This window comes from Bradyrhizobium sp. USDA 4502, from assembly GCF_054063355.1.
In genome coordinates this window covers 446,949-471,887 of the sequence record NZ_JBSSGF010000001.1, presented here as the reverse complement: position 1 = coordinate 471,887, position 24,939 = coordinate 446,949, and the positions used below count along the sequence as shown (strand labels likewise).

Genomic DNA, 24,939 nt, shown 5'->3' with positions numbered 1-24,939 from the left:
ACTCCTTCGGAAGCTCAAATCGGTTATCAGAGCGCTCGTGCAGCTTAGTGAGACTCCGGCTAGCGCTGAAACTCTGCATTCTGGTAGGGCTGCTCGGATCAAAGGCCGCTATTCCGACCGGCTCCGGCCCAAGCTACGGCCCTGACCAATGACTGCCATGTCTGAACCGCGCCATTGTCTCACCGGAATGCTTCCTGAATGGGCGTGGCAAGCCAATCTGCTCCCTCTGCCAAGAAGGCGGGCGCAAGGTACCCGATGAAACTCGAGTTCAAAAGCAACGCGCTGTCATTCGTGACTGGCAGCCTCACAACGGGTCGATGCGCCAGGTCACGTCCTTTGGGAGAGAGCGCGAAGGCTATCATCAACAGCCGCTAGGAGGTCCTGTGCAGGAGCGCACAAGGTTTCCATCCTCGTTATTCCTTGCGGCGAGGATCATTTACATCGCGCCACCAGCTCGCCAAGGCTGCCGCGTGATATCGCGATACCTGGACGCATCTCGAAAACAAGGGCGCAACTTTGCGTCGGCAAGCCCAGCCGATCCGAGCCGGGCGTTCAATCTTTTTGACAGCGGCTGACAAGGAATCTCACTGCGGATTGGTGCAGCAATTCACTATTCTTTCCCTGCACGACTGGCCGCGCTTTCGCTTGGGTCTGGCGTGCCAAAGAAGGAAAGGAACACGTGATGAGAAAGAAGATCGCTGAGATCAAGACCACCATCCGTACCACCACTCCGTACACGGGTACGCTCTAGGCTGGTGCGATGATGCCTTGAATGCGTCTACCTGATCAGAGCATAGCGGCATTGGAGGGTGGTCCTTTCGACCACCCTCCTTTGTGACAGTTCGGGAGAGTACAATGGTCGATTTGATCCAGCAGCGCGTGCTTCCAGCCATATCATCATCTGTCGAGCTCAGTCCGATTACGATTTTGAAGGTAGAACCGGGCATGGCTCCGGTGCCGACGATCAAATCGGCACTCGCGAGCTCCAATTCTAACTTCTCTATTACTGACGGCGACTGGCGGACCGGCGGCTATCTTGCCGGGCTGCAAGCGCTCATCGACGCCGAACTGAGGTGGGCCAAAGAGAATAAGCCAAAACTGGTTGAGGCGGCACAACAATCCTTGAAGCGGCTATTCCCTCTTCTCAACAGCGACGCCTTTACCGTGCCGAAGGATCTCACCAATACTTCGAACAAGGAGGAGCGTACCCGGTTTTATCATCATGAATATCAAAACAAGCTCCTGGTCGGACTAGCCGAATTCCTGATCAAGTGCGCCCAACAGCTCCACGAACGTCACATCATCGTCATCGACCGGGCGGCGGCCCTGTCCGGCTCGGCTAAGAATCTGATCAAACTACTCGTCAGGCTGGACGACAATGCGCGGCTGTTTCGGTTTGTCCTGATCGACTACGAACAACGCCTCTATTTTCCGGAGGCCAGCGAAGTTCATTTCGGCAGATATAGCTCGCAGGAACTCGGGCCGCTCCTGGATCAGGATCTCGCTGCGGAGAAACAGCGGCAGATCTACGAGGCAAGTGGCGGCAATCCGCTGATTGCGGCGGCATTGAGCAAATGCGCAGCTGCCGGATTGCCGCTGGTCGGCTATCTCGACCCGATCGCGACGATGGACCTCTACCTGGCCAGCCTCAATACCGGGGAACGGCACAGTCTTCTCAAATCGTACATCGAGTCCAACTGCACGACGCCTGATCTGATCGCGCAACGAAACTATGAAACTTTCGAGCAAGCGACCGCAGATTATCTGCACGAGCAGCTGCACCACGCGTGCCTAGACCGCTATCTAGCGGGCGAGGCGCCGCTCGTCATGCTTCATGCGCTATCGATACGGGACAAGTACAAGCGTCTGGAACTGCTTGCAGAACCAAGTCAGATTGTCCAAAGCATCGGCCTGTATGATCTCTGGTTTGGCTACTTCGGGGCAATTTTCGCCGATCCCGCGCTTCGCACCTACGGCTCGGGAGATGCTCCGGTGAACGCCGCCTTCATCAATGCGGCTTTTGTGCTGTATTCGCTCGGCTGCGGGCGGGTGTCGGTTCCCTATTTGGACGAGTTCTATAAAACCTTCCCGAAGAGCCGATACACGCCAACGGTTCTCTATGCCCAATCAATGACCTATGGACGTTATCAGCAGCCGGTCAACCTCACGCTGGCCGAAGAGTACGCGTTACGGAATCTGGAAACCATCGAGCGGGATTTCCGGGGGCACGACAAGTACGACTACATCAAGGTGTTTGCAGAGAACGCCTACGCTTACATCAAGGCCAAACAGCAGAAGTACGACGAAGCCCTCGCTCTTTGCGCCGAAGGCCTTGGCAAGATACTTAAGGCGTATGGCGACAAGCGCTTCAAGCTTCACCAATCCATTCTTATCTACAACACCAGTCAGGTCTATGAACTCATCAACGACCTTCCTCGGGCTGAGAAGCAGTTGCGTGAAGCCATCGCCTACGATCCCTATTATGGGGAGTATCACAATGACCTGGGGAACCTGCTTTCGAAAGTAGCCGGAAGGGACGCTGAGGCTCTCGAGGCATATGCACGTGCCATCGAGCTTTGCCCACCCTATTACGAAGCTCATCTGAACAGGGCCGCACTTCGCAACAGAATGGGAGATGCCGCGGGCGCCCTGGCCGATCTCGACAGAACACTCGTCATCAAGCCGAATGAATGGCGAGCTCACTTCGAGAAGGGCAACATCCTACTGCGGCAAGATAGGCCGAACGCTGCTCTGGAGTCCTATCTTTCGGCAGCCGAGATCAATTCCAAAAACGCCGACTTACAAAGCAATATCGGCCTTGCCTATTCCGAGCTCGGTAGGGCGAGCGTTAGCATCGCGCATTATCTTCGAGCCCTCGAACTCAACCCTCGACATGCGCTCACGCACAACAATCTCGCCATCGAGTACTTCAACGAGGGCCGGCCAGATATATCGCTGAACCACGCCACCGTCGCTGTCGAGATTGGGGGAGACCCAGACTACCTCCTCACTCGTGAGCACATCCGCACAAATCTGCAGGCTGACCTGGCTTCGCGGCGGGACCAAGCTTCTGCGTCTTCCGCCCAGTCATGAGCTTGCGGCTCATGGCATTCCTTGCCGTCAAAGCCGAGCGGCGCGTGACAGGATCGCTAAGGACATGGGTGCTGCACCTCAAAGATTCGGCGGGGGTCTAGCGAATGTTGTTGCGGCAAGCGCTGAAGGTCAGGCTCACCGGCAAGGGGAACGCGTCGGCCGGCATCTTCTGGCGATGACCGAACTCCGCGAGGAGGTTGATAGGTGGGTGAGATGTCTTTTGCCAAGCCGCCCTATTGCGAGAGGGTTCGTCGTCCCCTTGTGGTCTCATCGCACCGATGTCGCCGAACTAGACCAATGCCATTCATCTTTGGCTTTGCGTCAAGGGATATCCACTCGACGACGCCCGATCAGCTGGGTCAACGATGAGTGGGGCGAGCACACGGCAGTTCGTCTATCTCTCGCATTTGATCATCCAGATTGGCGGCTGGGCGTTCCGAATCGGCATCCTGATCGGCCTTCTGCAATCCGGCATGAGCGCCGCGGGTATAGGCATTGCGGTCACTTTTGCGCCTATCATGCTCGGGAGCCTCTTCCTGTCGCCGCTGGTCGACAGAGGCGATCCGATCTCAGCCATGATGATCGTCAATGCGGTTCGCGTATGCGCGCTGCTCGCCATCTTCGGCACCGGCGAAGCCGATTCATTTCTGAGCTATGCCGCGATGGCCGTCCTGAGCCTGGTTCAGCCCGTCTACTTATCTGCAGAGGTTTCCTTCTTCCGTCGTATTACGTCGGAAGACGGCATGATCTCGGTGCTGCGCAATATCGCCAATATCGACTGGCTGACGTACCTCTTGGGGATGTTTGCAGGTGCCATGCTGTCCGATCAATTGCACTTGCCCGGCGTTTTGGCGTTCAACATATCGGCGATCATCCTGTCCTTGATCGTGCTCCTTGGCATCAAGCAGCAGCTCGGAAGGACACCGACAGTCCTTGAGGCGCGGCCTTCGGGCACCATTCTGGACTTGGCACCACTTTATCCCGCATTCCTTGCTGTCTTTCTGCTCAATCTCGGCGCCGGCATCATCAATGTCTATCCCGCGATACGTGCCACAGCTGACGGGGTCCTCGATAAAACCGTGCTACTGACGATCGTCATGACGAACGGCGTTTTTGCCTTGCTGGGCGCGCTAGCCGTCAAGCCGATCTTCGAGCTGTTGGGCGCCTTGCCAACCATCGCTGGGGCCGCAGTGCTGCTTGCGGCGTGCCTTGCAATGATGTCACTCGACGCAGGTCTGCCTATGACAATCGTGTCCAGCAGCGCGATGCTTGGGTTTGGCCAAATATTTGCGGCCGCCGCTCACGCGCACATGGTGTCTTCAGTGGCTCCCGACCGGGCCGGTCGCCTTTCAGGGCTATTTCAATGTTGTACCTATAGCGGCGTTGCGGGAAATGGCATTGCTTTGTCGCTTTTGGGTGATCGTCTTTCCTTCGCCATGGTCGTCCTCCTATGCGCGGGGAGCGCATTTCTAGCATTTGCGGTTGCGACCTTCGCCGTGGTCAGATCGAGGGACTCTCAAACTTCAAGTCCTGGCGATCGCTAGATCAGGGGTCTACATCATGCCATGGGATCAGCTGTTCCTTTTAGAGCGCCCGTTTTCAGATCCGACCCTGCCAGGACAGCAATTCTATTGCTGGCACTGCTTGCTGCTGGACGGGTTGCTGTCCGCATTTCCAGGCTGCGCTGCGAGGCTCGACGTTCGTCGGATTTGCTGGGCGAGGCCACGAGCCGCGCTCATCGAGAGGCTTGGGCAGGATCATCAGTCCGCGCCAGTTCTCATTTTGGAGCAGGGAAGCTCTTTACCAGAGAATGCGAAGGTCGCGAACGGCCGCGCCTATGTCGACGAACCATTTGCAATCCTTCATCTTCTGGCCGCGCGCCACGGATTTCCGGCGCCTTACCCTGGAACAGTCCGCACTTTGTAGGCCCCATGATGGCCGTCAACGACTTGATGCCAGTACGGGCCTATCGGGATGCTTCGAGTAAGCGGCTTGCTCAATCTGCCGAGTTGGGACTTCGAAGGGCGATGGCTGATCGTCCCGGCTCATTATTTCTGACAGCGCCCAGCGCTCAAACTGTTTGACAGCCGCGTTATTTCGCGCGTGCCCATTGACGAACATGTAGATTGAGCGATTGACCGGCACGAAGCCAAATGGAGCGACAAGCTCTCCTTTCTCAAGGTTGCTTCTGACCAGGATTTGCGAGGATATCGCGGCTCCCAGTCCACTTTTTGCCGCCTCCATCGCCAAGGAAAATGAATTGAACAAGACCTTGCGAGATCCCTGCAAGCATATTGCACCTGCGCTGGCCCATTCGCTCCAGGCGTCCAGCCTGTCGGCCTCGTGCAACAGCGAGATAGAGCGAATATCTTTCGGGTTCTTGATCGCCTCGAGCGTGGCAGGCGCGCAGACTGGGCCAATCATCTCATTTGAAGCGTGCACCTCGCGGATAGGAAGCGGCCACTTCAGCCGGCCGCTGAGAAACAATACGTCCAACGCGCCAACAGCGAGCGCGTCAAGATCAACTTCGGTTTCAAAGAGAAGGTCAACGTCCTGATAGAGTTGGAGGAACCGACCGATACGGGGCAACAAACCGTGCGACAAAAACGTGGTTGAGCCCCCGATCACCACGGAACGTCCTGCATGGCGCCGTAGCTCGTAGCATCCTTTCTCGAGCATTGTGAACGCACTCGCACAGCTGCGCTTGAGCTGTTCGCCGTCGGATGTCAGCCGCACGCCCGAACTGTGGCGAACGAATAGTCTCCTGCCGAACCAATCCTCAAGAAGGCGCATCTGATAGCTTACCGCGCCGGTCGTCATGTTGAGCCGCTCGGCCGCCCTTGAGAAGCTTGGAAACTCGCTGACCGCCTCAAACAGATGAAGGCTTTTCAGGATCGGTAACTTGCGCATCTTTCTTTCCCGCCTCTAGCTTCGATAGCCGTCGCGCAGCCTTGCTGTGTGCTCCGATTTCCTCCAGCACGACAACCGCGATCACTGACTGCCGGGGCCGCGCATGACTGAGACCTCTCTCGGTATCGGCCTATGCGGAGAACTCGACGGACCCCGCTCCCTGCCCGGTCGGATCTGCGTCCCGAGGTACAGCTCGCTTAGATATCCATTTCGGATACATCGTTGATTGCGGCACAATTTGTCCAGAAGCTGGAACGAAGCTTGAAGTTTGGAAATCGCGATTCATGAGCCAGTCTGCCTCAGCAACACTCGCCGGCGAGGCGCCTGGCCGGCCATATTGCACGACGAGCCAAAAGTTGAGGCAGATCGAAAGACCCATGGCGATGTGGGAACTGCTTCGGTTGCCCCTTAAGTCCGTAGCGTCTTGCCCGTCGATTGGCTGTTCAGTGTATTGCGTCCCATTCCAGCTTGATGAATTCAGTCGGTTTCTCAGAACAAAGCCGCCTCGACGCATAGGTGTATTCAAGGGCCAGTCGACGCGCAACTTCGATGAAATTGGCCGCGGCGCTGTGTCCCCCATCGATGTTCTCGTAGTAGAAGTAGAGTTGGCCCAGCGCGGCGAGCTTTGCTGCGGCCTTGCGGCCGTGCGCGGGATGCACGCGATCGTCCTTGGTGGAGGTGAGAATCAAAGGAGCGGGGTAGGTCTTGCCCGGTACCAGCTTCTGATAGGGTGAGTAGGCCTCGATCGACGCGCGCTGCTCGGGAAAAGCGGGATCGCCGTACTCGCCGATCCAGGAGGCGCCTGCGCCCAATTTGGTATATCGAAGCATGTCAAACAGCGGCACCTGGATGATCGCCGCGTTGAAGAGCTCGGGACGTTGGGTAATTGCGGCGCCGACGAGCAGCCCGCCCTGGCTGCCGCCTATCACTCCGAGCCGCCACGGGCTTGTGATCTTGCGGCGGATCAGGTCCTCGGCAACGGCGATGAAATCATCCCACGTCGTCTGCTTCGTTGCCCCTTGGGCTGCTTGATGCCATTGCGGGCCAAACTCGCCGCCCCCACGCAGATTAGCAACGACATAGGCATTGCCCTGCTCCAGCCAGAGCCGTCCCACAGGTCCGAGATAGGAGGGCAAAAGCGAAGCCTGGAACCCGCCATAGCCATAAAGAAGTGTCGGAGTGGCGCCGTCAAACCTTGCGTTCTTCGGTCGCACCAGAGAATAGGGAATTGACGTGCCGTCACGCGAAGTCGCCTCGAACTGCTCTACGACATGGTTGGACGCATCAAAAGCGGTGGGGGTCGTCTTTAATTCCTCAAGCCTTTGAGTTTTGGCATCAAAATACCAGACCGACGTTGGCCTGAGATAGCTTGAGACGGCGAACATGGCGTGGTCCGCCTCGTCGGAAGCGGCTGTCACGCTGACATTGGTATGTTCCGGCAGCTGAATCGGCGTCGCCGACCAGGCTCCTTGATCGTACTTGTAAACGAACGCTCTGCTTTGAACGTTATCCAGGATCGTCAGGATCAACAGGTTCTTTGTAAAGCTTAGCCCGCTCAGGGCCTGGCGCGGCCCAGGCTGGAAGACAAGCGAGGCTTTGGCGCGCAGCGGATCCTGTTTCCATTCGTTCAGGTCATACGAAATCAGCGAGCCGGCACTGAAGCTGACATCACCGGACGGCGTCCAGGCCTCTTCAAGTTTCACAAGCAGGCGATTGCTCACGAGGCCTGCGATCTCTGCTTTCTTCGGCAGATTGAGCTTGACGGACCCATCGGGGCGGAAGAGCACGTACTCATGCTCGAAAAACCCGATCGCGCGGATGGCTCCGGTCGCATGGACATGACCTTCGCTGTCACGGAGTACCAAGGGCCCCGCCGAAACATCGGTGGGCGCGCCCCGAAAGATCTCGCGCGCCTCGCTGAGCGGCTGTCCCCGCTTAACTTCCTTCACCACAAAGGGGTAGCCGGCCTGCGTCAAAGAGCCCTCGCCCCAGTCCCGTGCAACAAGCAGGGTGTCACGATCGACCCAGCTGACGTTCTGCTTGCCCTCTGGAAGATAAAAGCCGTCCGCAACGAAGCTCTTTGTCTCGCGGTCGAACTCGCGCATGGATGCGGCATCCTTGCCGCCGTCGGAAAGGCTGATCAGGCAGAGGCGCTCGTCAGGCGGAAGGCAGCTGGCGCCTTGAAAGATCCAGTTCTTGTTCTCGGCAACCGCCAAGGCGTCCACGTCAAGGATGGTTTCCCACTGTGGGTTTTGGCGACGATAGCTCTCAAGCGTAGTGCGCCGCCAGATGCCGCGCACATGGTCCTCATCTTTCCAGAAATTCTCCGCCCCGCGACGTCCCAGGGAAACGTATGGAATTCGATCCTTTTCCTGCAAGATGGTGAGCGCCTGCTCGTAGAAACGTTGATAACGGGGATCTGATTGGAGCACGCCGAGTGTCTTCTCGTTCTCGGCGTGGGCCCAAGCCAATGCGTCTGCCCCTTCGATCTCCTCGAGCCAGAGGAATGGATCATCAGACGCTGCCATAGGCGTTCGCTCCTGTGAAAGCGCGGCGGAGGTGAAGCAGGCAATCGAAAGCAGCGCTGCGGAGAGGACTAGCGTGTTCATGGACTTGCTCCAGCTGAGGTCGAGGGCCACACTGGCTCGGCGCGTCAAGCAGGAGATGTGGAAAGTACGCAACGCATGACATGGCTCGGCTCGCGCTACCGCCTCGTGGACCATCGATTGCAAGCTGCGTGCCGCCTCAAGAGCCGCAAGTTTCAGCCGCCAGGGCTGCACGACCATGTCCGCTTGCCGACATTGGTTAAAAGCAGACAGCGCATTGTCGGCATTGTCGGTCCTGAGCGGTCAGGCAGCAGCAGGATTATCGGATCTCACCAGCCTGCAACGGAACACTCCGCGACGTTCCCGCCCGCAGTCGTAACGCTTACCTCCAAATATGAGGTTTGTTCTTCCGGGCTGGTCGGCGGACAGATTTGTCGACGGGGGTCATTGCGACAAAGAACAGCACGTTGATCAGCAGCCAGATCGCGATCAAGCAAAGGGCGGTGTGCATGGCAATCTCCAATTTCTGACTGCGCATCGTCTGCCGAGACGTTCCGCTCATCTTGCGGGCGGCTACGCGGCTCGCAAGAACCGTCTCAGACGCCAGGTCTATATTGTGCCTCTGTCCTGCTACAGAGGCGGTCATCCGCCGTGCTGTCCGCTCGCCCGGTCAATATTCCCCGGCGCCAGGCTCTTGTTCGGGACGAACACTAATCGGAGCTGTGTTCGCCGGTAGATCCCAGAGTCTGTCCTGGGTATGTATCAGTGGGGCCTCCAACGCCTCATAGGCCTTCTTCTCGTCTTCAAAGGCCGCCTCCTTCAAGGCGGCCTCCGCGGGGTCGATCTCGTTATAGGCGGCCAGCGCCTCGGCATGCCTTCGGAACAGCGGCATTTGAGCCTCGTTGGTCCAGCCGAGACCGAGACGGTGGAACTGATCAGCCGGAATGGTGACCCGGCTTTTGTCGAGCTCTCGAACATTGTCCGCCGACCAGTCGTGAATGGTAAAAGATTTGATTTTGTCCATCATCGACCGCCAGCGCGTGACGCGCTCCTCAAGCGGCATGTTTGCGGCCTTCGAAATAGCGGCTGCGATCTCTTCAGGGTGGTTCGGATCCACCAACAGCGCCTCGTTCTCGTTAAAATCTTCCGCCGCACCGGCAAACTTGGATAGAACCAGCACGCCGGGATCCTGCGGATCTTGTGCGGCAACATATTCTTTCGCCACCAGGTTCATGCCGTCGCGCAACGGTGTCACCACACCAACCTTGGCAGCGCGGTAAAGACGCGCGAGTGCAGCTTGGCTGAACGAGTCATTCGTGTAGAGGATCGGCCTCCAGTCGTCTGTGCCATGCTCGTTATTGACGTGATTGATTGCCCTCTCCACATCCCCCTTATATTTCTGGTACTCTTCGACGTCGGCGCGTGAGGACGGCGCGATCTGCAACAGCGAGATGCTGTGCGGCTCGGTCCTTAGAAGCTGATTGAAACCTTCGACCCGTTTGTCGATACCCTTGGTGTAGTCGAGCCGGTCTACGCCGATCGCGAACTTGGCGCCCTCGAAGTTTTGCAAGAGTGACGAGACTTTTTCTTGCTCCGCCGGAGAAAGATCTGCCGCAAGATACTCCGCGAACTGCTTGGGATCGATGCCGATTGGAAACTTTTGCAGTCGCGTCTGGCCGCGCTCCGTGGTCACGACGCCATCCTTGCTCTCCAGGCCGAAATGGGTTCTAAGGCCGGCCGCAAAATTGTTCAGGTCCCGGTTCGTCTGAAAGCCGAGCAGATCGTATTTCAGCATCGACTTCATAAGTTCGCGATGATTGGGCACGCGCTCGATCATGTCGGGCGCCGGCCACGGCGTATGGAGGAAAAAGCCGGTCGGCCGCTCGATGCCAAGGTCATGCAGGGCGGCCCCAAGCGGAAGCAAATGATAATCATGCACCCAGAATGCGTCGCGATCTCGGACGTCGAAGGCCGCACGCGCAATAAAGTCGTTGATGTTTCGATAGCTTTCATAATCCTCGTCCGAGCCCGACATCCGGTCCGGCAGCGAGTGTAATGCCGGCCACAACGTCGAATTGGAAAAGCCGCGATAGTAGCCAGGATAATCCTTGGCCGGCAGATCGAGCCTGGCCACCTCGCCTGCACCGGTCTTCACAAGTGGCAGGGGGTGCTCGGTCCCGTCGCCGCGGTTTTCGGATGACCCAATCCAGACCGCGCCGGAGCGTTGGACGACCGGCTCGAGCGCCGCGGCAAGCCCGCCGGTCTGAGGTTTATTGGGGTCGAACGGTGCAACGCGGTTCGAAATGACCACAAGCTTCAAATCAGGTTGCTCATTGACGGCATCGAAGCGATCCTCCATCTCATCCGAGATACTAGGATCGGAGGGACTTCCTGCGGCCTGTTGCTCCAGCGGCATCTTGTCCAGGTGCAGGTCAAAGGTCGCCTGGTCTATGGGCTCTTCTTGCTGAATGGCCTGTGATGTAGTGCCGGGACCCGATGTTGCCGCGTCGAGGGTGTCATGGATTCGAACCATATTGTAACTCCTTTTGACGATATTTTCCTTGATGCAGTTCGCAGATCGCTCCGAGATATCTCTACTTCGCCAGGTTGGCAGGTCGAGCTTTCGGGAAGCTGACCAGTCGCCCAGCCAAATGGCCGCATTGGTTCACTGCGGCGCGATTTCCGCGGATGAGGCGTCGGCACGTCGGACATGAAGGAAGACGTTGGCTTGATCGCGTTGATGAGGCACACGGGGCGTTGCCGTCATAGGCCGCCGAGGACATGGCCTCGACGCAATGGAAGACTGGGGCGCTGCAGCGACGTCGCCCTCCAGATCGTGGGCATCATCGCTTGAGTGGCGCCAGCCGCGCATCGGCTCATATGTGGGGTAGATATATGCAAGAAACGCCATCATCGACCGGCGCTATAGCGTCTGGGCCACGCCTTTCGAGGGAACCCTTCGGGATCAACCTGATGGATAATGTGCGCACGTCGCACTTACGGCTGAAAACACGTATTGCTGGCAGCATTCCTCTGGAATGACGCTGCCGGTTGTCAGATTTCCGAGAATGCCGTTTTCAACCGGATGTGGCTCTGATCTCACGGATTCGGACGCACGCGGCTGATTTTGTCGGGGGCGAACGGATGACGTGCTTCAAAGATGACGTGATAATGACCACATTCCTATTCGGAGTGTCGCCCAGGAGGTGTGCGGAGTGCCGCGAGCAGCGAACGGTCGTCGGCGAAGGTCCCAAATCATGATCTCGGCGAGTCCGTGGGCGCTACATCGCCTTTCGTGCGATAGAGAGCGGATCGTCGTAACTGATCCATATGCGGGGTTTAGCGTCATAGAGCCACGGCACCTGGGCCTCATCGCTCGGATACGAGTGAAAGCCTGCTCTTCGGATCGCCGGGCAATGATATCCCGACAATCGATGCCGTCGCTCCCTCCCCACTTCTCACTCGCCATCTCCCCCTTTTGGAACAGCCCCGTATTCTCTTGCGGAGCTTTCCCAACAGCTCGGCCGTAGAGCTACGTCGAGCGTGATCTTCCGGCGATACGCCGGCCCTAATCAAAGCGTTCACGCTTGCATCGACATTGAGATCCGGACTTGGATCGCCGGCGCAGGCGAACAGCCGAGCATTGAAGCTGGCGAAAACCGAGCCCGCGTGATAGTCGTAGGCCATGAGATGAATGCGGTCGACGAGCCGGGCCAGAGCCGGCGCCTCCAGATTGACAATTCTGGGCGGGGGCGGTGAGCTCCAGCTCCCTGCGCTCCGATGCGGAAAATTCAGTGAGCTTTCGGCGGAGTTTCGCAGTCAGGAGCGTGAAATTCGTACGGTCCTCGGGGCGTGCGAGATTTCCTGCACGTCCTCCGAGACGGGAAACTCTCAATCAACGTCCACACCATGGAACAGAGAGGGTACGGCCGAAAGAACGCCTCGATGACAGATTGCGCGAACCGCGCGAGACCGCCGTGGCAGCGGCAGCCGAAAAATATTTCGATCCGCTCCAACCGCCCAATGAATCAGGATCCGAAGCTGCCGCTTCAATTCGGCGAGCTGGGCGAAATTGCCGCTAAACGGTCTCGAGCGCGAGGTTCCGTCGCAGGCTCCTGCGTCGAAGCAGCGACCTGCAAGCTCTGCCAATCCTTCCGCCGAAACGGTGTCGAAGCATACATCAAGTGGGTCAGCTCGCGAGCCCGGGATCGTCTTGATGCTTGGACCGCCTGCCCGTGCCTTCCACGGCGCGACTTAGCCGACGATGACGAGGCTCCTGGCCGATGAGGTCCGCGCCAGCCGTGGCGAAGGTTCGACGATCACGCGCCACGGCTTGCGACCTTCTCTCTGTCGAGTGCGCCCAGCTGATAGCGCGATCACTCCATGACATGAAACCTTCTTACTGGCTAGGACGGTAAAGCGCTGAGGTCGCCGACTAAACGCGCTCTGTCGGGAGACGCAAACAATTCGGACCGTCCCGAGTACACGCCAAACGAACGAAATTGCAGCTCGAATGATTGCTCGGTGCGAAGCATACTCTTGCGACGGAGTTGAAGCACGTCGGCCGAAGATGCGCGGCCTTTGTCCATTACGTACTGATTTGTGTGTTGATTGCAACATCCTCGCTCAGAAGTTGAGCTATCGGGGACATCTCTTCGCGGCTTTAGCAAAAATAGGGTACGAGCAGGCTTCAGCCTGCGCGCTCGCGGTCGTCGCGCTGGAGGGGCCGCGACACTAGGCGGTCAGCGGTCTGGATTGCACCGCAGCTGCAGCGGCTGGCTAGCCCAAGGCGATTTCAGTAATAGCCCGTGGTGTTTCAATTTTGTTTGCTTCGGTTCCGAAGTTGGCCGAAGCGAGCTGTCTGCACCGCGGCAACATCGCCGATGTATCGGTTCCAAAACAACATTCCGGGCTGCGAAGTCCGGATGCGGTTGCAGTGATCATTAGGGAACGGGGGAACTCATGCTATGTTTTAGAGTCGGGAGCGGTTCGGGCGAGAGCGACGACGAGCTACTCGCAGTTCGAGCGAGCGACCAAGTGCGGACAAGCTGCAAGTGCAAGGCTGCAGAGAACGGCATGCCCAAGGAGCGGTTCAATCTTCCAGTGAGAACACCAAAGAAGCGGAAGCTGACCAGCGGCAATCCCGCTGACGTATCGAAATTGCGTCAATGGTTGGTCGAGGCGTCGCTGGGGAAGGCTCTTTCAGCTGTGACCGAGCTGGACGACGACGTCGAGCTGAAGGTTCGCCTCCCGGAGGCAAAAAAGGCGCTTAGCGTCACGCTTGTCAGCTGGCCAACACCTAGCCGAACCCAATCAAGATGCCGTCATCGCAGGGAACGCAGCGTGCTTGGTTGTGCTTCGGCTTCGGCTTCGCCTTGGCTGACATTTCGTCGACAACGAAAGTGCGCCCCACATCCGAGCAGCCCACGTGGATGCTCGCCCCCTGGTTCGCCGCAGAATCCGAAAGCCGCCGTCCTCACGACTTGCTCGGATATTGCAATGCAACAAGACCAACCGTAAGGCGGGGGCTTTGTCGCGGACGATTTCCTCATATTTTTCTCCTGAGGATTTCCTGCGCTGAGCGGTCATGTCGCGGTGAAATTCGTCTCAGGTTGGAGGTGGTCATGCAATACGATCGGATAGATGCCCGCATTCTTGAGATCGTGCAAAAGAATAACCGTCTGACTTCAGATGTAATTGGCGAGATGGCCGGACTTTCTCCTACCGCGTGCCAACGACGGTTGAAGAGGCTCCGCTCGGAAGGTATCATCCAGGCGGACATATCGATTGTATCGCCGAAGGCGGTCGGAAGACCTATTCAAGTGCTTGCGCTCGTGACGTTGGAGCGGGAAAGTGCCGACATCATCGATAGGTTTAAGAAAGCTATCAAGTCATCAGTCGACGTTGTCAACGGCTTCTACGTCACGGGTGATGCCGACTTCGTTCTGTACATTACCGCGACGACCATGGAGGAGTACGAGCAGTTCACACGGCGCTTCTTCTATGAAAATCGCGACATCAAGGGCTTCAAGACAATGGTCATATTGGATCGTGTAAAGGTCGGCTTTGCCGTTCCAGTTGAGCTTCCCTCGGGCGATTGATCGCACGGATGCCGGCATCTCGCCCCGGCGATCGAGGCTGACTCTTCGTGTCCCTCTTGAGCATCTCAGTCAGCACTTATGAGAAGGGCGCACCATTTTGGGGCGATGCGACATTGAACCATATCGACGAAACGCGCCCAAGGAAGCGCCCCCACAGACCGATGAACTCCGAAGGCGCCCCTCTTTGTCGTCAAGCTGCAACGTGTCTTCGCTTAAGTCACGCTGCTCCTCCTGCATGGACAATTTTCAGCCGAGGCGGCTCGACGGGAATAGCATGTAGCGCCATTCGGGCTCCGCCCGTTCGCTACCGACATAGGCCCCGATCTTACCGGAAATGCTTGTGGGCGCCGTCATCGGTTACGGTAGCGACAAGCTATGAAAGTACGCGTATGGCCCTATAGTCCGAGCCGGCGGACTCGCCTTCGTATGGATTGGCTGAAATTCGTCGAAGGTAGGCTTCCCGACGCGGGATTTCAACGTCGATGCGGCGCTGGTTGCATCAAATCAAGATGAAGATGTTGCTACGGTCAAAATCATGTTCTCGTTGCGGTCAGCGCGCAGGCTAGCAAAAGCGTCCTGCCAAGAGAGGGACCATGACCGATCGCGTACCCGCCGTCCTCGAAGCACTTGGCAAATCCGCAGATGGAGCTCTCAAGCAGCCGCCCGGCACACGGCCGATGTCTCACCGTCCTCTTATGGTACGTCCTGCGAAGCGGCCCCTTGTGAAGAATGTAATATTGGCGCGTCTTTCTGTACAACACCTTGCGGCAATAGGGGAGTGTCTTGAGCCAATTGTCCTGAAAGAGCGTATGGCTCTACAAGAGCCAACAAGGCAGCAAGCGCTGACATTTCAGTGTGTCCAGACAGGATTATGCGGGGCTCGGCACCATCGTGAACAACGGCTTGCGAGCTGGCTATGTCTTGCGAACGAAGCTGTTGACGCCCGTGTGCTGCCAGTTTCACATGATTACCTTTCCCCAGCGCTGGGACTGCGCCGCGCCGACGTAACAGAGACGTTGACCCGATTCGAAGAGCAAGGGCTGATTCGCAAGATGCGCGGCGTCTTGCAGATCGATGAATGCAAATCGCTTCAAGAAAAGACATGCTGTTGCTCCAAGCTCGTTTCAGGTGCCTTCGCCTCGTCATCGGTCCGTACTCACAACGACGAACAGGCGCGCTAGCAACTCGCGAAACGGTGATCGGTCTCTTCCGTGAACGTTACGCGCTCAGTGAGCTGAAAACGGTTGGGGAATTCTTGTGAAGATGCAGAGCACTAATTGGGCTCACGCGAGAGACAATCTTGCGTCAATGCGGCGAGGGGTAGCGATGTTCTTGGACGATGTAGCTGCAAAGATTTGCGCCTTCGACTCGGCACGTCGGCAGAGCTGGGTTACAAGATGGACAGAGATTGGAGATGCTCAGTGCCTACGTGCTGACCTGAAGATCAAGCAGATGGCCTTCGATGAGGCGACCGAAGCTTGGCTTTGTGCTTTAACTGCCTTTGAAGTTGCTAGGCGCCTCGTTGGTGACGGCGATTCGAAAAGAGACGACATTTCTGCAAAAGTGGAGGTCAACATAGAGAAGTTCGGACTGTCTCTGCGGAAAAATGTGGAGCGGGTAGAAATTGCTTGCTGCGACCAAGCGGGCTTACAAGCCTATTATTTGCCTGCCGGCAATCACGATTCACGCGCGCCAGCAGTCATTTGCATCGGCTACGAACAAGAAAGGGGAGTAACGCTGCTCGGCAGGCTGTTACCCGTAGTGGTTGGCCGAGACATGTCAGCTCTGGTTGTCTGCCACGATGACGTCGCAAGGCGGCCGGATGTCAAACCGGGTATGTTGCTGTCCTGCTGTTTGGACTATCTTGTAACTCGATCCGACGTTGATGCCGCTCGAATTGGCGTCTATGGAGAAGGCTTGTCGGCTACTCTAGCGACTGATTTCACGGCCTTCGATAGCCGCGTAGCTGCGGCGGTTTGCGACGGCGGCCTTTGGAACTGGGCGCGAATGCTGGCATCTGTCGGCTGGATGGCAAATGTTGCCGATGAAAACGATGAGGGCGTAGCGTCGAGGCTTCGCTCACGCTTGGTACGACAGTTGAAATGCCCAGTACTCGTGGTAGCTGGTGGCCGCGGTTTTGTCAGCATGTCGGAAGCGGTCAAGCTTCAAGCTGACTGCTCGGCGGAGCATGTCGATATCGATCTGGCCGTACCCTCGATAGTCCGGGTCGCAGCGGAAGAAATCGAAAATTTCGTATCTTCGGATGAGTGCATCTTTGGATGGCTGGAGCAGAAGCTCTCACAATCTGATGCGCATGGGGCGGTCCAACGGAACGCTGGTTGGCCGGCGTGTCGAGATGATGGCGAACAATATCCGAGCACCATTTTTGACGATGAGTGAATGGCAAGGCGCCGCCTGCTCGATTCGGCGATCGCCGCGCGATTGGATGGGTGGCTTTGTGGACAGCCACTGTCCGCATGAGGATGGCGATCAGCCGCTGCCTACTCCAATGGATGCTGACGTGCTGCTGGCATGCCGAAGAATTTCCGAGCAGCGGGTGCACGTCTGAGATCAAGACTGATATCTAGACTAACACTACTTTGGCAGATTGTGTTTTCGCCGCTGTTTTTCACGGATTTGCTTTCGGCAATATGGGCACTGCTGAGACGGCGGCCGAAGGATGAGATCGACGATGGCGTGACGTACGGCTGGCATGGTTGGCTGAGGCGGAGGCCCGTTGATTCTTTTTTTTCCGCCCCGCGTATGCGAGGCGACGATGTTGCAGGAAGGCGTAGGCAATCATTGTCATCAAGGCGTGGCGATGAAGACCTTGCCATGATCGCCCTTCGAAGTGATCAAGTCCAAGTTCCTCCTTCAACGGCTGATGCGCCTGCTCACAAATCCACCGTGCCTTGAAGTGGCGGCCAGCGTGCGCAGATCCGTCGCCGCCGGAAGATTGGCCAGATAGTATTTCTTCTCCCCGGACGCACGTTGCTCGCCAATGAGCCAGGCTTCGTCGCCTGGGAAATGCTGCCGACCTTTATCCCATATCCGCTGCGGAGGGCCGTCGGCGGTCCGGACACGGAGAGCAGCAAATTGGGCTTTCAGCCGACCTTTCGTCCCACGACGCCAACTCACGGCTTTCCATTTGGCGCTGGCGAGCATTTGTTCTGCGGCAATCGATAAGATATCGGGCACGTGGTGCTTTCGTGGTTTTCCGCGGACGCTGGTAATCGGCCAAATGAGCTTCACATCGACCGGATACACTTTCTGGTGCCGAGGGATGCCGACAGCCTAGGCCAGCCCGCGCTCTGTTAGCCCTTGTCGAAACGGTGCGCTGAGGCCGTATCCTGCATCCGCCAGCACACATCCAAAGCGCACGTTGGCTGCCATCGCGCGGTCAATCTCGGCTAGAGCAATCTCGGGCTTGGACCGTGCCGTTCGATGTTCGACGGCACGCGAGCGCGCTTCAAACGAGATACGTCGCTTGTCCAACTGTCTGGCAGAAAGAGACGTAACGTGACCATCACTGGCACTTCGCCGCGCGCAAGCGTTAAAGACACCAGCGTTTGGCAATTTGCCGTTTTACCGAGAGCCGACTCGTATTGAGCCGCAACACCGACCGATCGCTCACCCTTCTTCGGCAGTGAGGTGTCATCGATAACCAGCATCGCATCCCTGCCGCCGACAAGTCGGTCCGCCTGGTTGAGCGGCTCCGTCTCCAGCGGCGTCGCGTCCCAGACACCGTCCGCAATGAAATGGTGGCAACTGGTCGTAGTTGCCCGAGGCAAGGCGCTCCGCCATCGGCTGAACGCTCTTGCGATCGCCCGGACCGATCAATCCCGCAACATACAGAGGACACATCCGCTGCCGGGTCTTATGACCCAGCCGGTCCAAGAACGGCATCAGCCAAGGTTCGAGTTCGTCTTCCCATCCCGCCATGGTCAGCCCTTCCAGAGCCGACCACCCATGAATCATTGAAAAATTGATTCGGGAATCCTATAAAACGCGGCAAAATCAACAATCTGTTCGCGGTAGGGACCCCCATCACTGGGCGCCCCCCGCGCAGATCCCGGCGAGCCCAATTAAGGCACCGGGCTCCTACCTCGGGTGTTTGACGGCGAAGCGCAGCTTCGGCCATGGATGAAGGATGCGAACCTTGGGGAGCCAGTCGTCGGTGATCTGCGTTATGCGATCCCAGGTCAGACAGTTCCGCTGACTGCGCCGCCGAAGCGTACGCCTCCAGAGGTCGGTCAGATAGAACCGAAACGCATTGAGCGCTCGGCCATTCGTCGGGACAGCAAAGTACGCAAAGTGGCCGGTCACGACCTGCCTGAGCCATCTCCCCTGTGCAGGGATCGGCCAGTGCATTCGGCGCCTCAGCTCCTCCTTGATCTCGCGGAGTTTGGTTCGCATGCGGTCGCTACGGGTCTTCCGTTGAAGCTGGAAGCGCCCTTGGCGTGATTTGCCGCAGATGAATGTGAACCCCTATGGTGAAATCGCCACCCTTGATCCGCTGCGACAGCCAGAGACCGAGTGGTCTCCCGAAACCGCCTGTAGGCTTATGCCCGCCCATTTGACCAGGCTCAACGCTGCCGGTCTCCTTGATCTGAGGCCGGCAAACTGGACCATTTTTGGCTAGAGCTTTGCGCGTCGATTCCCGGGCTGGGAGGAGCGAAGGACGATGAAGGCCTCGAGGTTTTCGGACGCCCAGAAGGCGTTCATCCTGAAGCAGGGCAGTGACGCGGTTGCGGTAGGCGGAGATCTGCCGCAAGGCCTGGATCAGCCAGGCGACCTACTTCAACTGGAAGAAGAAATACGACGGGCTGCTGCCGACGGAGATGCGACGGCTGAAGCAGCTCGAGGAGGAGAACGGCAAGCTGAAGAAGCTGGTGGCGGACCTGTCGCTCGACAAGGAGATGCTGCAGGATGTGATCCGCCGATAGCTATGAAGCCTGGCCGGAAGCGCAAGCTGGTCGACGAGGTCTGTGGCGGGTGGCAGGTGTCGATCCGCAGGGCCTGTAACGCTCTCGAGTTTGACCGCTCGACCTATCACTACAAGCCCGGTCGCTCCGGCCAGGCTGCCCTCGAACAGAAGATCAAGGAGATCTGTCATGTCCGCATTCGCTACGGCTACCGTCGTGTTCACGTCCTGCTCGGCCGCGAGGGCTGGCGCCATGGGCAAAACAAGACGCGCCGCATCTATCGCGAATTGGGCCTGCAATTGCGCAATAAGACGCCCAAGCGCCGGGTCAAGGCCAAGCTGCGCGATGACCGCAGGCCGGCCACACGATCGAACGAGACCTGGGCAATGGACTTCGTCCATGACCAGCTGGCGACGGGACACAAGCTTCGCGTGCTTACGATCATCGATACCTTCTCCCGCTTCTCGCCGACCCTGGCGCCACGGTTCACCTTTCGCGGCAGCGACGTCGCGGAGGTGCTGGAAAGGGCCTGCAAGGAAGTGGGCTTCCCGGCAAGATCCGGGTCGATCAAGGCAGCGAGTTCGTGTCGCGCGATCTTGATCTGTGGGCTTACCAGCGCGGCGTCACGCTGGACTTCTCGCGGCCCGGCAAGCCAACCGACAACGCATTCATCGAGGCCTTCAATGGTTGCTTCCGGGCCGAATGCCTCAACGCCCACTGGTTCCTGTCCCTTGCGGACGCCCAGCAAAAAGTGGAGGATTGGCGCAGATACTACAATGAAGAACGGCCCCACGGGGCGATCGGCAATCGACCGCTGATTTTGCTGCAAAACCACGTCGGCGCAACCAGCCCGCCAACGTGACCAAGGCGCAAAACTCTAGTTCTGGGTGGTCCAAAGTTCGGTCTCGCTGCACAAACCACCGAGACTCTAACTGCCGCTGGATGAAAGTTCAGTGGCAGGTCATCCTCAACCCGCGGCATCCAGCCGATCGCCGTGCTGATCGCCCCCCCCAACCGCTTGGCGCCTGATTGCGGGACATCCCGCCCTCGATCGCGGCCACGACACGCTTACGGAGATCCAGAGAATAAGGCTTGCCCATCCATGCTGGCCTCCAATCCAGCCGGCATGATGAATCAGAAACTCACTGATTTGAGAATCCCAATCGATTCAACCTAACCCCGCCCCGCTTTAGTTCTCTTCTGCCAATTGCTGCTTGATGGATTCACTGGCATGTTCTTAGGTTCGAAATGCCGTGCTCACATGGAGCAAGGACACCGACTGGCATTTCATCGTTTTGCGAAAGCCGATGCAGAATAGATTCATCGAGAGGCTCAATTGGCAGGATGCGCGATGAACTGCTGAACGAGACGCTGCTCTTCGATCTCGACGAGACCCGCGCCAAGATCGCCAACTGGAGTGCCGACTACAACATTCGGCGGCCTCACGCGTCGCTGAAATACCTAGCCTCTTCGGCTTATGTCGCCCACCCCATCGCAACGGACGATCGGCTGCGCAACTCCGACGAGCTCCGCCGATCGTCCGTTGCTCCACCCGCGCCTTCAGCTCAAATTGACCTGCCATGAGTTTTCAATCCAGCGGCAGTTAGAGCCTCGGCGGTTTGTACGCCAAGTAGCGAAGAGTTCAGCTCGAACGCGATCGGCCTTAGTATCCTCAAAACGGCTTTTGGCTTCGACGAGCGAATGACTACTAATGTTGGTAGGATCGTAGCGTCCGGTTCTCAGGCAAGTAAGAGGCGTTCTGGAAAATGCATAGGCGCATAGACGCGCACGGCAAAATGTCAAAGTGGCGGGCGGGAATAGGCGATGGCGAAGTTCAGTGTAGTGACCCCTAAAGACGCAAGTTTCACGGTCTCAAGCGGCGGCTACAATTACGAGATGGAAGCGCTCAAGCCGATCGGAGCCGAGGTCATCGAGGCCCCAGCCAACGAGGCGGAATTCATCACCGCAGCGAAGACAGCGGACGCCATCTATGCCAAGGGCATGCCGATCACCAAAAGCATCATTGATGCGCTGGAGAACTGCAAAGTCATCACAATCGGCAGCGTTGGCGTCGACGGAGTCGACGTGAAGGCCGCTACCGCCCGCGGCATTCCCGTAACCAACGTTCCTGACATCTTCATCGAGGAAGTTGCCGATCACTCGATGGCTTTGCTATTAGCGGGCTCACGCCGTCTTGTCGAGCAGGACAAGATGGTGCGCGAAGGCTATTGGAGCGAAGGCCAAACGGCGCTGCTTAAGCTCCCGCGCCTAATGGGACAGATGCTCGGCTTTATTTCCTTCGGCCGAGTTGCGCGCGCGGTGGCACTGCGCGCCGCTCCGTTTGGGCTGCGCATGACGGCCTATGATCCCTTCATCGACGAGACGTTGATGTCGAATCATGGCGTGATACCAGCAACGCTCACGGAGGTGCTGTCGCAATCGGATTTCGTCTCGATGCACGCCCCTGCTCGTCCCGAACTGCGTCATATGCTTACCGAGCAACATTTCAGGCAGATGAAAAAGAACGCCATCTTCATCAACACCGGCCGTGGCGCGACCGTAAACGAGGAGTCGCTGATCAAAGCGTTGCAGGAGGGTTGGATCGCGCATGCGGCGCTTGATGTGCTCGAGAAGGAGCCGCCCTCGCAGAACAATCCGCTGCTGCACATGGACAACGTCACCCTCACGGCGCACGTCGCCTTCGCTTCTGCGCGATCCGACGGGGCGCGTAAGCGTCGGGTCGGCTTCGAATTGGCACTGGTCTTGCAGGGCAAGTGGCCCGTGAGCTGCGTCAATCCGGCGGTACTGCAAAGCACAAATCTCACGCGTTGGCAGTCCATCGGCATGAACCGCGGACCGAACAGCTAATATTCTCTCTTGGAATTCGTCGATAAGGTCTCCTGAGTTATGGAAGATTGCAATCGGAGTAGCCGTCTACATGAAGACATGTGAGTTTGCTTGTGGGCGCGAGCGAAACCGGTTTTGACCGGCACGGCAAAATCGATGAGCCCTCGGAATGAAACATCAGGAGCGCGAACAACGTTCGATCTGTTTGATCAAGAAGACGTAGGCTGGTCTGAAGTGAAAGTGCCTCGACCGGCTTGCGAGCCAAGTCCTAGCGTTCGATGTTTGTGGGATGCGTCGGTGTGGACAACTGAGCTCGATCTCCAGTTGGACCGCACTGGCTTCGATGTTACGTAGAAAGCTCATCCGTCGACAGATGGGACTCGATTCGCTCTCACGCGCTCACTGTTCGTAGCTCAGCCAAAATAGAATCTTGCGCACTATTCCAGCCTTGCAAAAAACTCAGGATCGCATTGTAGGCGCAAGCGAATTTAATGAGTTCGAACCCTAACTAGTCTAGCTAGTCAGTTCATAAACGGCAAAGAGACCCCGTCTGGCGGAGTGGGTAAGCGATCGGCTATCGGCTGCTGAGTTTGTGAGCCGATGTGAGCTTCTATGTCTGCGCCTAGTTCTGGAACTAGAACCTTCCATATGATCGAAGCGGTAGCCGAGCGTCTTGAGGGACCGCCGCGGCAGCTTCGCCGATGCTGGTCGGACGAGTTTAAGGCGCAAGTCGTGACAGAGGCGCTGGAGCCTGCGAGTGTCTCGGCGATCGCCCGGCGGATTGGCATTCACCCGTCGCAGCTGTTTGCCTGGCGCCCTGATGCTCGGGCGGAACGACATTATCGCGAGCGGCACTCGAGTTGCGGGGGTGAGGTGGCGTCTGTGGCAGGCGCGGTGATCGAAATTGCCATTGGCGAGGTGATCGTGCGTGCCGGCGTGGACGTCGACGAGACGCAGTTGCAGCGGGTGATCCGGGCGGTGCGTTCGGCATGATCCCGTCCGGCGTGAAGGTGTTCCTGGCCAGCCATCCAGTCGACTCCCGCAAGGGGATCGATGGGCTTGTCGCGCTGGTGCGCGATGCCGACTCAGATCCGTTCGACGGTGCGCTTTATGTGTTCCGGGCCAAAAGGGCCGACCGAATTAAGATCGTGTGGTGGGATGGCTCCGGCGTGTGCCTCTATTTATTAAAACGGCTTGAGAAGGTGAGGTTCTGCTGGCCGCGGATCGGACATCATCGGGTGCAGCTGAATGCTGCGCAGTTGATGGCCCTGGTCGATGGAATGGACTGGAAGCGGGTCCGGACCGCGGCGGTCAAGCCGCCGCAGATCGTTGGGTAAAAGCACTGCGGCGAAGTGAATCAGTGAGCTGAAAGGGCAAGAGAACAGGGGCAAAATGTGCTCTGGTAGGCCCAATGACGCCGCCCGATCCCAACCTCCCCAATGACGCTTCCTGGCCGACGGCCTCGAACTCGACTCCAACATCGTCGAACGCGCCATCGGGCCACAAACAATTACGAGAAAGAATAGTCTCTTCGCTGGCAGCGACGGCGGCGGACCAATCTGGGCGACTATCGCAACATTGCTGCAGACAGCGAAAATGAACAACGCCGACCCGTTCGCCTGGTTTGCCCGAACAACTTCAGTGTATCGCCAACGGCTGGCCGAGCAGCAAAACTGACGCTCTTATGCCATGGAACCACGCTACCTGACGGCATCAGCTTGCCGCTTAGGTCATTTCAAAAAGATCTCGAGTGTTGCGATATATGGCTCGACGTTCGTAGCTTTTTTCGTCGGAATAACCACGACAGGTAACCCTGTTGCGCTAGGCGCGCTTGAACGAAAGGATTTGATCTGCGGAGCTACTTCGCGAGTGGAATTAGGATCGCATTGGCTCTAGCTTCCGTGAGCGCGTGAGATCGCTTCGTACATTTAGTGGCAGGCGACTAACGTGTTGACCCCGGCTACTAGAACGAGATCCTTCGCAACCGTGTCTTTCACGGCGCGCAAGCGGCCACAGAATTCATCGACATCGGAGGAGAATGACTATAGCAATGAGCGAATTTGTCTTCGGAAATCGCTGTCCTCAAGTGCAATTACAAGCAACGTCGCGCTCACGAAGTTTGCGAGCCAGCAGACGGGCATTGTCGAAATTCCCGAAACCGCGGTTTCCGTCAACCAAGGACCGGCACTTGGCGCGAATCCACGATCGTTGTCGATCAGCTTGCGGGCTAGCCTGGGATCCCAAATCCGTGACGTGCTCACGCATAACCCTGGCACTGTGCCGTGCCAAATGAAAGGGCTCGAAAGCCACTTGGTCGCACACACGGAATCGCCCGAAGTCGGGCAGCTGCGGAGCACGCTGAAATACGCACAGCGACTAGCATGTCCAGTGGAGAGACTAGACCGGTAGCCTGGGCTTCATCGGATGATAATGCAAGCCGCCTGAGCCACTCCGACGCGGTCGTGCCGAGGCTATCTCCTGCAAAAGGATAACGGCCGCTGGACTCGGACAATTCGC

The 24,939-nt window shown here is 57.8% G+C and carries 12 protein-coding genes and 5 pseudogenes; 12 read left to right on the top strand and 5 right to left on the bottom strand.

The window, feature by feature from the left end; all coding sequences use genetic code 11:
• Nucleotides 1–855: 855 nt before the first annotated feature.
• The 3 genes from ACVW1B_RS02210 (at nt 856) to ACVW1B_RS02200 (ending at nt 5,019) form a co-directional block, all read left to right on the top strand.
• Nucleotides 856–3,093 (top strand): tetratricopeptide repeat protein, encoded by a 2,238-nt coding sequence (locus ACVW1B_RS02210; RefSeq protein ID WP_253603489.1) that lies wholly within the window; start codon nt 856–858, stop codon nt 3,091–3,093.
• 365 nt (nt 3,094–3,458) lie between these two features.
• Complete coding sequence (locus ACVW1B_RS02205; RefSeq protein WP_253603491.1) at nt 3,459–4,637, top strand: MFS transporter; 1,179 nt, start codon at nt 3,459–3,461, stop codon at nt 4,635–4,637.
• A gap of 16 nt (nt 4,638–4,653) precedes the next feature.
• Nucleotides 4,654–5,019 carry a DUF3088 domain-containing protein gene (locus ACVW1B_RS02200; RefSeq protein WP_253603494.1) on the top strand — a complete coding sequence of 122 codons (366 nt, stop codon included), beginning with the start codon at nt 4,654–4,656 and terminating at the stop codon, nt 5,017–5,019.
• 15 nt (nt 5,020–5,034) lie between these two features.
• Here ACVW1B_RS02200 and ACVW1B_RS02195 read toward each other — a convergent pair whose 3' ends face one another.
• The 3 genes from ACVW1B_RS02195 to ACVW1B_RS02185 all read right to left on the bottom strand — a co-directional run bounded on the left by ACVW1B_RS02195 (nt 5,035) and on the right by ACVW1B_RS02185 (nt 11,082).
• Nucleotides 5,035–6,003, bottom strand: coding sequence for a LysR family transcriptional regulator (locus ACVW1B_RS02195; protein WP_253603496.1), 969 nt, complete (start codon nt 6,001–6,003; stop codon nt 5,035–5,037).
• A 443-nt stretch (nt 6,004–6,446) separates the two neighbouring features.
• Entirely contained in the window at nt 6,447–8,612 is a 2,166-nt protein-coding gene (locus ACVW1B_RS02190; RefSeq protein WP_253603498.1) for a prolyl oligopeptidase family serine peptidase, read from the bottom strand.
• 607 nt (nt 8,613–9,219) lie between these two features.
• Entirely contained in the window at nt 9,220–11,082 is a 1,863-nt protein-coding gene (locus ACVW1B_RS02185) for an alpha,alpha-trehalose-phosphate synthase (UDP-forming) (protein WP_253603500.1), read from the bottom strand.
• A gap of 3,091 nt (nt 11,083–14,173) precedes the next feature.
• On the opposite strand from ACVW1B_RS02185, the gene ACVW1B_RS02180 reads away from it, so the two are divergent.
• From ACVW1B_RS02180 to ACVW1B_RS02170, 3 genes are all read left to right on the top strand, one after another.
• Nucleotides 14,174–14,650 carry an Lrp/AsnC family transcriptional regulator gene (locus tag ACVW1B_RS02180; protein WP_253603502.1) on the top strand — a complete coding sequence of 159 codons (477 nt, stop codon included), beginning with the start codon at nt 14,174–14,176 and terminating at the stop codon, nt 14,648–14,650.
• A 593-nt stretch (nt 14,651–15,243) separates the two neighbouring features.
• The gene (locus ACVW1B_RS02175) at nt 15,244–15,831 is read left to right on the top strand and encodes a helix-turn-helix domain-containing protein (RefSeq protein WP_253603504.1); all 588 of its coding nucleotides are present in this window, start codon (nt 15,244–15,246) and stop codon (nt 15,829–15,831) included.
• Nucleotides 15,832–16,102: 271 nt separating this feature from the next.
• Nucleotides 16,103–17,050, top strand: a complete 948-nt coding sequence (locus ACVW1B_RS02170) for an alpha/beta hydrolase family protein (RefSeq protein ID WP_253603506.1) — start codon at nt 16,103–16,105, stop codon at nt 17,048–17,050.
• A gap of 229 nt (nt 17,051–17,279) precedes the next feature.
• Here the strand turns inward: ACVW1B_RS02170 and ACVW1B_RS02165 are convergent.
• Both ACVW1B_RS02165 and ACVW1B_RS02160 read right to left on the bottom strand, forming a co-directional pair.
• Nucleotides 17,280–18,628 (bottom strand): annotated as a pseudogene (locus tag ACVW1B_RS02165) (IS701 family transposase).
• A 511-nt stretch (nt 18,629–19,139) separates the two neighbouring features.
• Nucleotides 19,140–19,256, bottom strand: a pseudogene (locus ACVW1B_RS02160) (IS630 family transposase); the annotation flags it as partial.
• Nucleotides 19,257–19,334: 78 nt separating this feature from the next.
• Here ACVW1B_RS02160 and ACVW1B_RS02155 point away from each other — a divergent pair.
• The 6 genes and pseudogenes from ACVW1B_RS02155 to ACVW1B_RS02130 form a co-directional block, all read left to right on the top strand.
• A pseudogene (locus ACVW1B_RS02155) lies at nt 19,335–20,437 on the top strand (IS3 family transposase).
• A 385-nt stretch (nt 20,438–20,822) separates the two neighbouring features.
• Nucleotides 20,823–21,159, top strand: a pseudogene (locus ACVW1B_RS02150) (integrase core domain-containing protein); the annotation flags it as partial.
• Nucleotides 21,160–21,399: 240 nt separating this feature from the next.
• Nucleotides 21,400–22,443, top strand: coding sequence for a C-terminal binding protein (locus tag ACVW1B_RS02145; RefSeq protein ID WP_253603508.1), 1,044 nt, complete (start codon nt 21,400–21,402; stop codon nt 22,441–22,443).
• A gap of 627 nt (nt 22,444–23,070) precedes the next feature.
• Nucleotides 23,071–23,415: a transposase gene (locus tag ACVW1B_RS02140; RefSeq protein ID WP_253603509.1), complete on the top strand. Its 345-nt coding sequence runs from the start codon at nt 23,071–23,073 to the stop codon at nt 23,413–23,415.
• Nucleotides 23,412–23,759: an IS66 family insertion sequence element accessory protein TnpB gene (tnpB, locus tag ACVW1B_RS02135; protein ID WP_253603511.1), complete on the top strand. Its 348-nt coding sequence runs from the start codon at nt 23,412–23,414 to the stop codon at nt 23,757–23,759. The genes ACVW1B_RS02140 and tnpB overlap by 4 nt, the downstream gene beginning before the upstream one ends.
• Nucleotides 23,760–23,865: 106 nt before the next feature.
• Nucleotides 23,866–24,130 (top strand): annotated as a pseudogene (locus ACVW1B_RS02130) (transposase domain-containing protein); the annotation flags it as partial.
• Between the last annotated feature and the right edge of the window lie 809 nt (nt 24,131–24,939).

Coding starts and splice junctions, on each gene's coding strand:
- ACVW1B_RS02210 (WP_253603489.1), top strand. CDS start 856: ATGGTCGATTTGATCCAGCAGCGCGTGCTTCCAGCCATATCATCATCT.
- ACVW1B_RS02205 (WP_253603491.1), top strand. CDS start 3,459: ATGAGTGGGGCGAGCACACGGCAGTTCGTCTATCTCTCGCATTTGATC.
- ACVW1B_RS02200 (WP_253603494.1), top strand. CDS start 4,654: ATGCCATGGGATCAGCTGTTCCTTTTAGAGCGCCCGTTTTCAGATCCG.
- ACVW1B_RS02195 (WP_253603496.1), bottom strand. CDS start 6,003: ATGCGCAAGTTACCGATCCTGAAAAGCCTTCATCTGTTTGAGGCGGTC.
- ACVW1B_RS02190 (WP_253603498.1), bottom strand. CDS start 8,612: ATGAACACGCTAGTCCTCTCCGCAGCGCTGCTTTCGATTGCCTGCTTC.
- ACVW1B_RS02185 (WP_253603500.1), bottom strand. CDS start 11,082: ATGGTTCGAATCCATGACACCCTCGACGCGGCAACATCGGGTCCCGGC.
- ACVW1B_RS02180 (WP_253603502.1), top strand. CDS start 14,174: ATGCAATACGATCGGATAGATGCCCGCATTCTTGAGATCGTGCAAAAG.
- ACVW1B_RS02175 (WP_253603504.1), top strand. CDS start 15,244: ATGACCGATCGCGTACCCGCCGTCCTCGAAGCACTTGGCAAATCCGCA.
- ACVW1B_RS02170 (WP_253603506.1), top strand. CDS start 16,103: ATGGCCTTCGATGAGGCGACCGAAGCTTGGCTTTGTGCTTTAACTGCC.
- ACVW1B_RS02145 (WP_253603508.1), top strand. CDS start 21,400: ATGGCGAAGTTCAGTGTAGTGACCCCTAAAGACGCAAGTTTCACGGTC.
- ACVW1B_RS02140 (WP_253603509.1), top strand. CDS start 23,071: ATGATCGAAGCGGTAGCCGAGCGTCTTGAGGGACCGCCGCGGCAGCTT.
- tnpB (WP_253603511.1), top strand. CDS start 23,412: ATGATCCCGTCCGGCGTGAAGGTGTTCCTGGCCAGCCATCCAGTCGAC.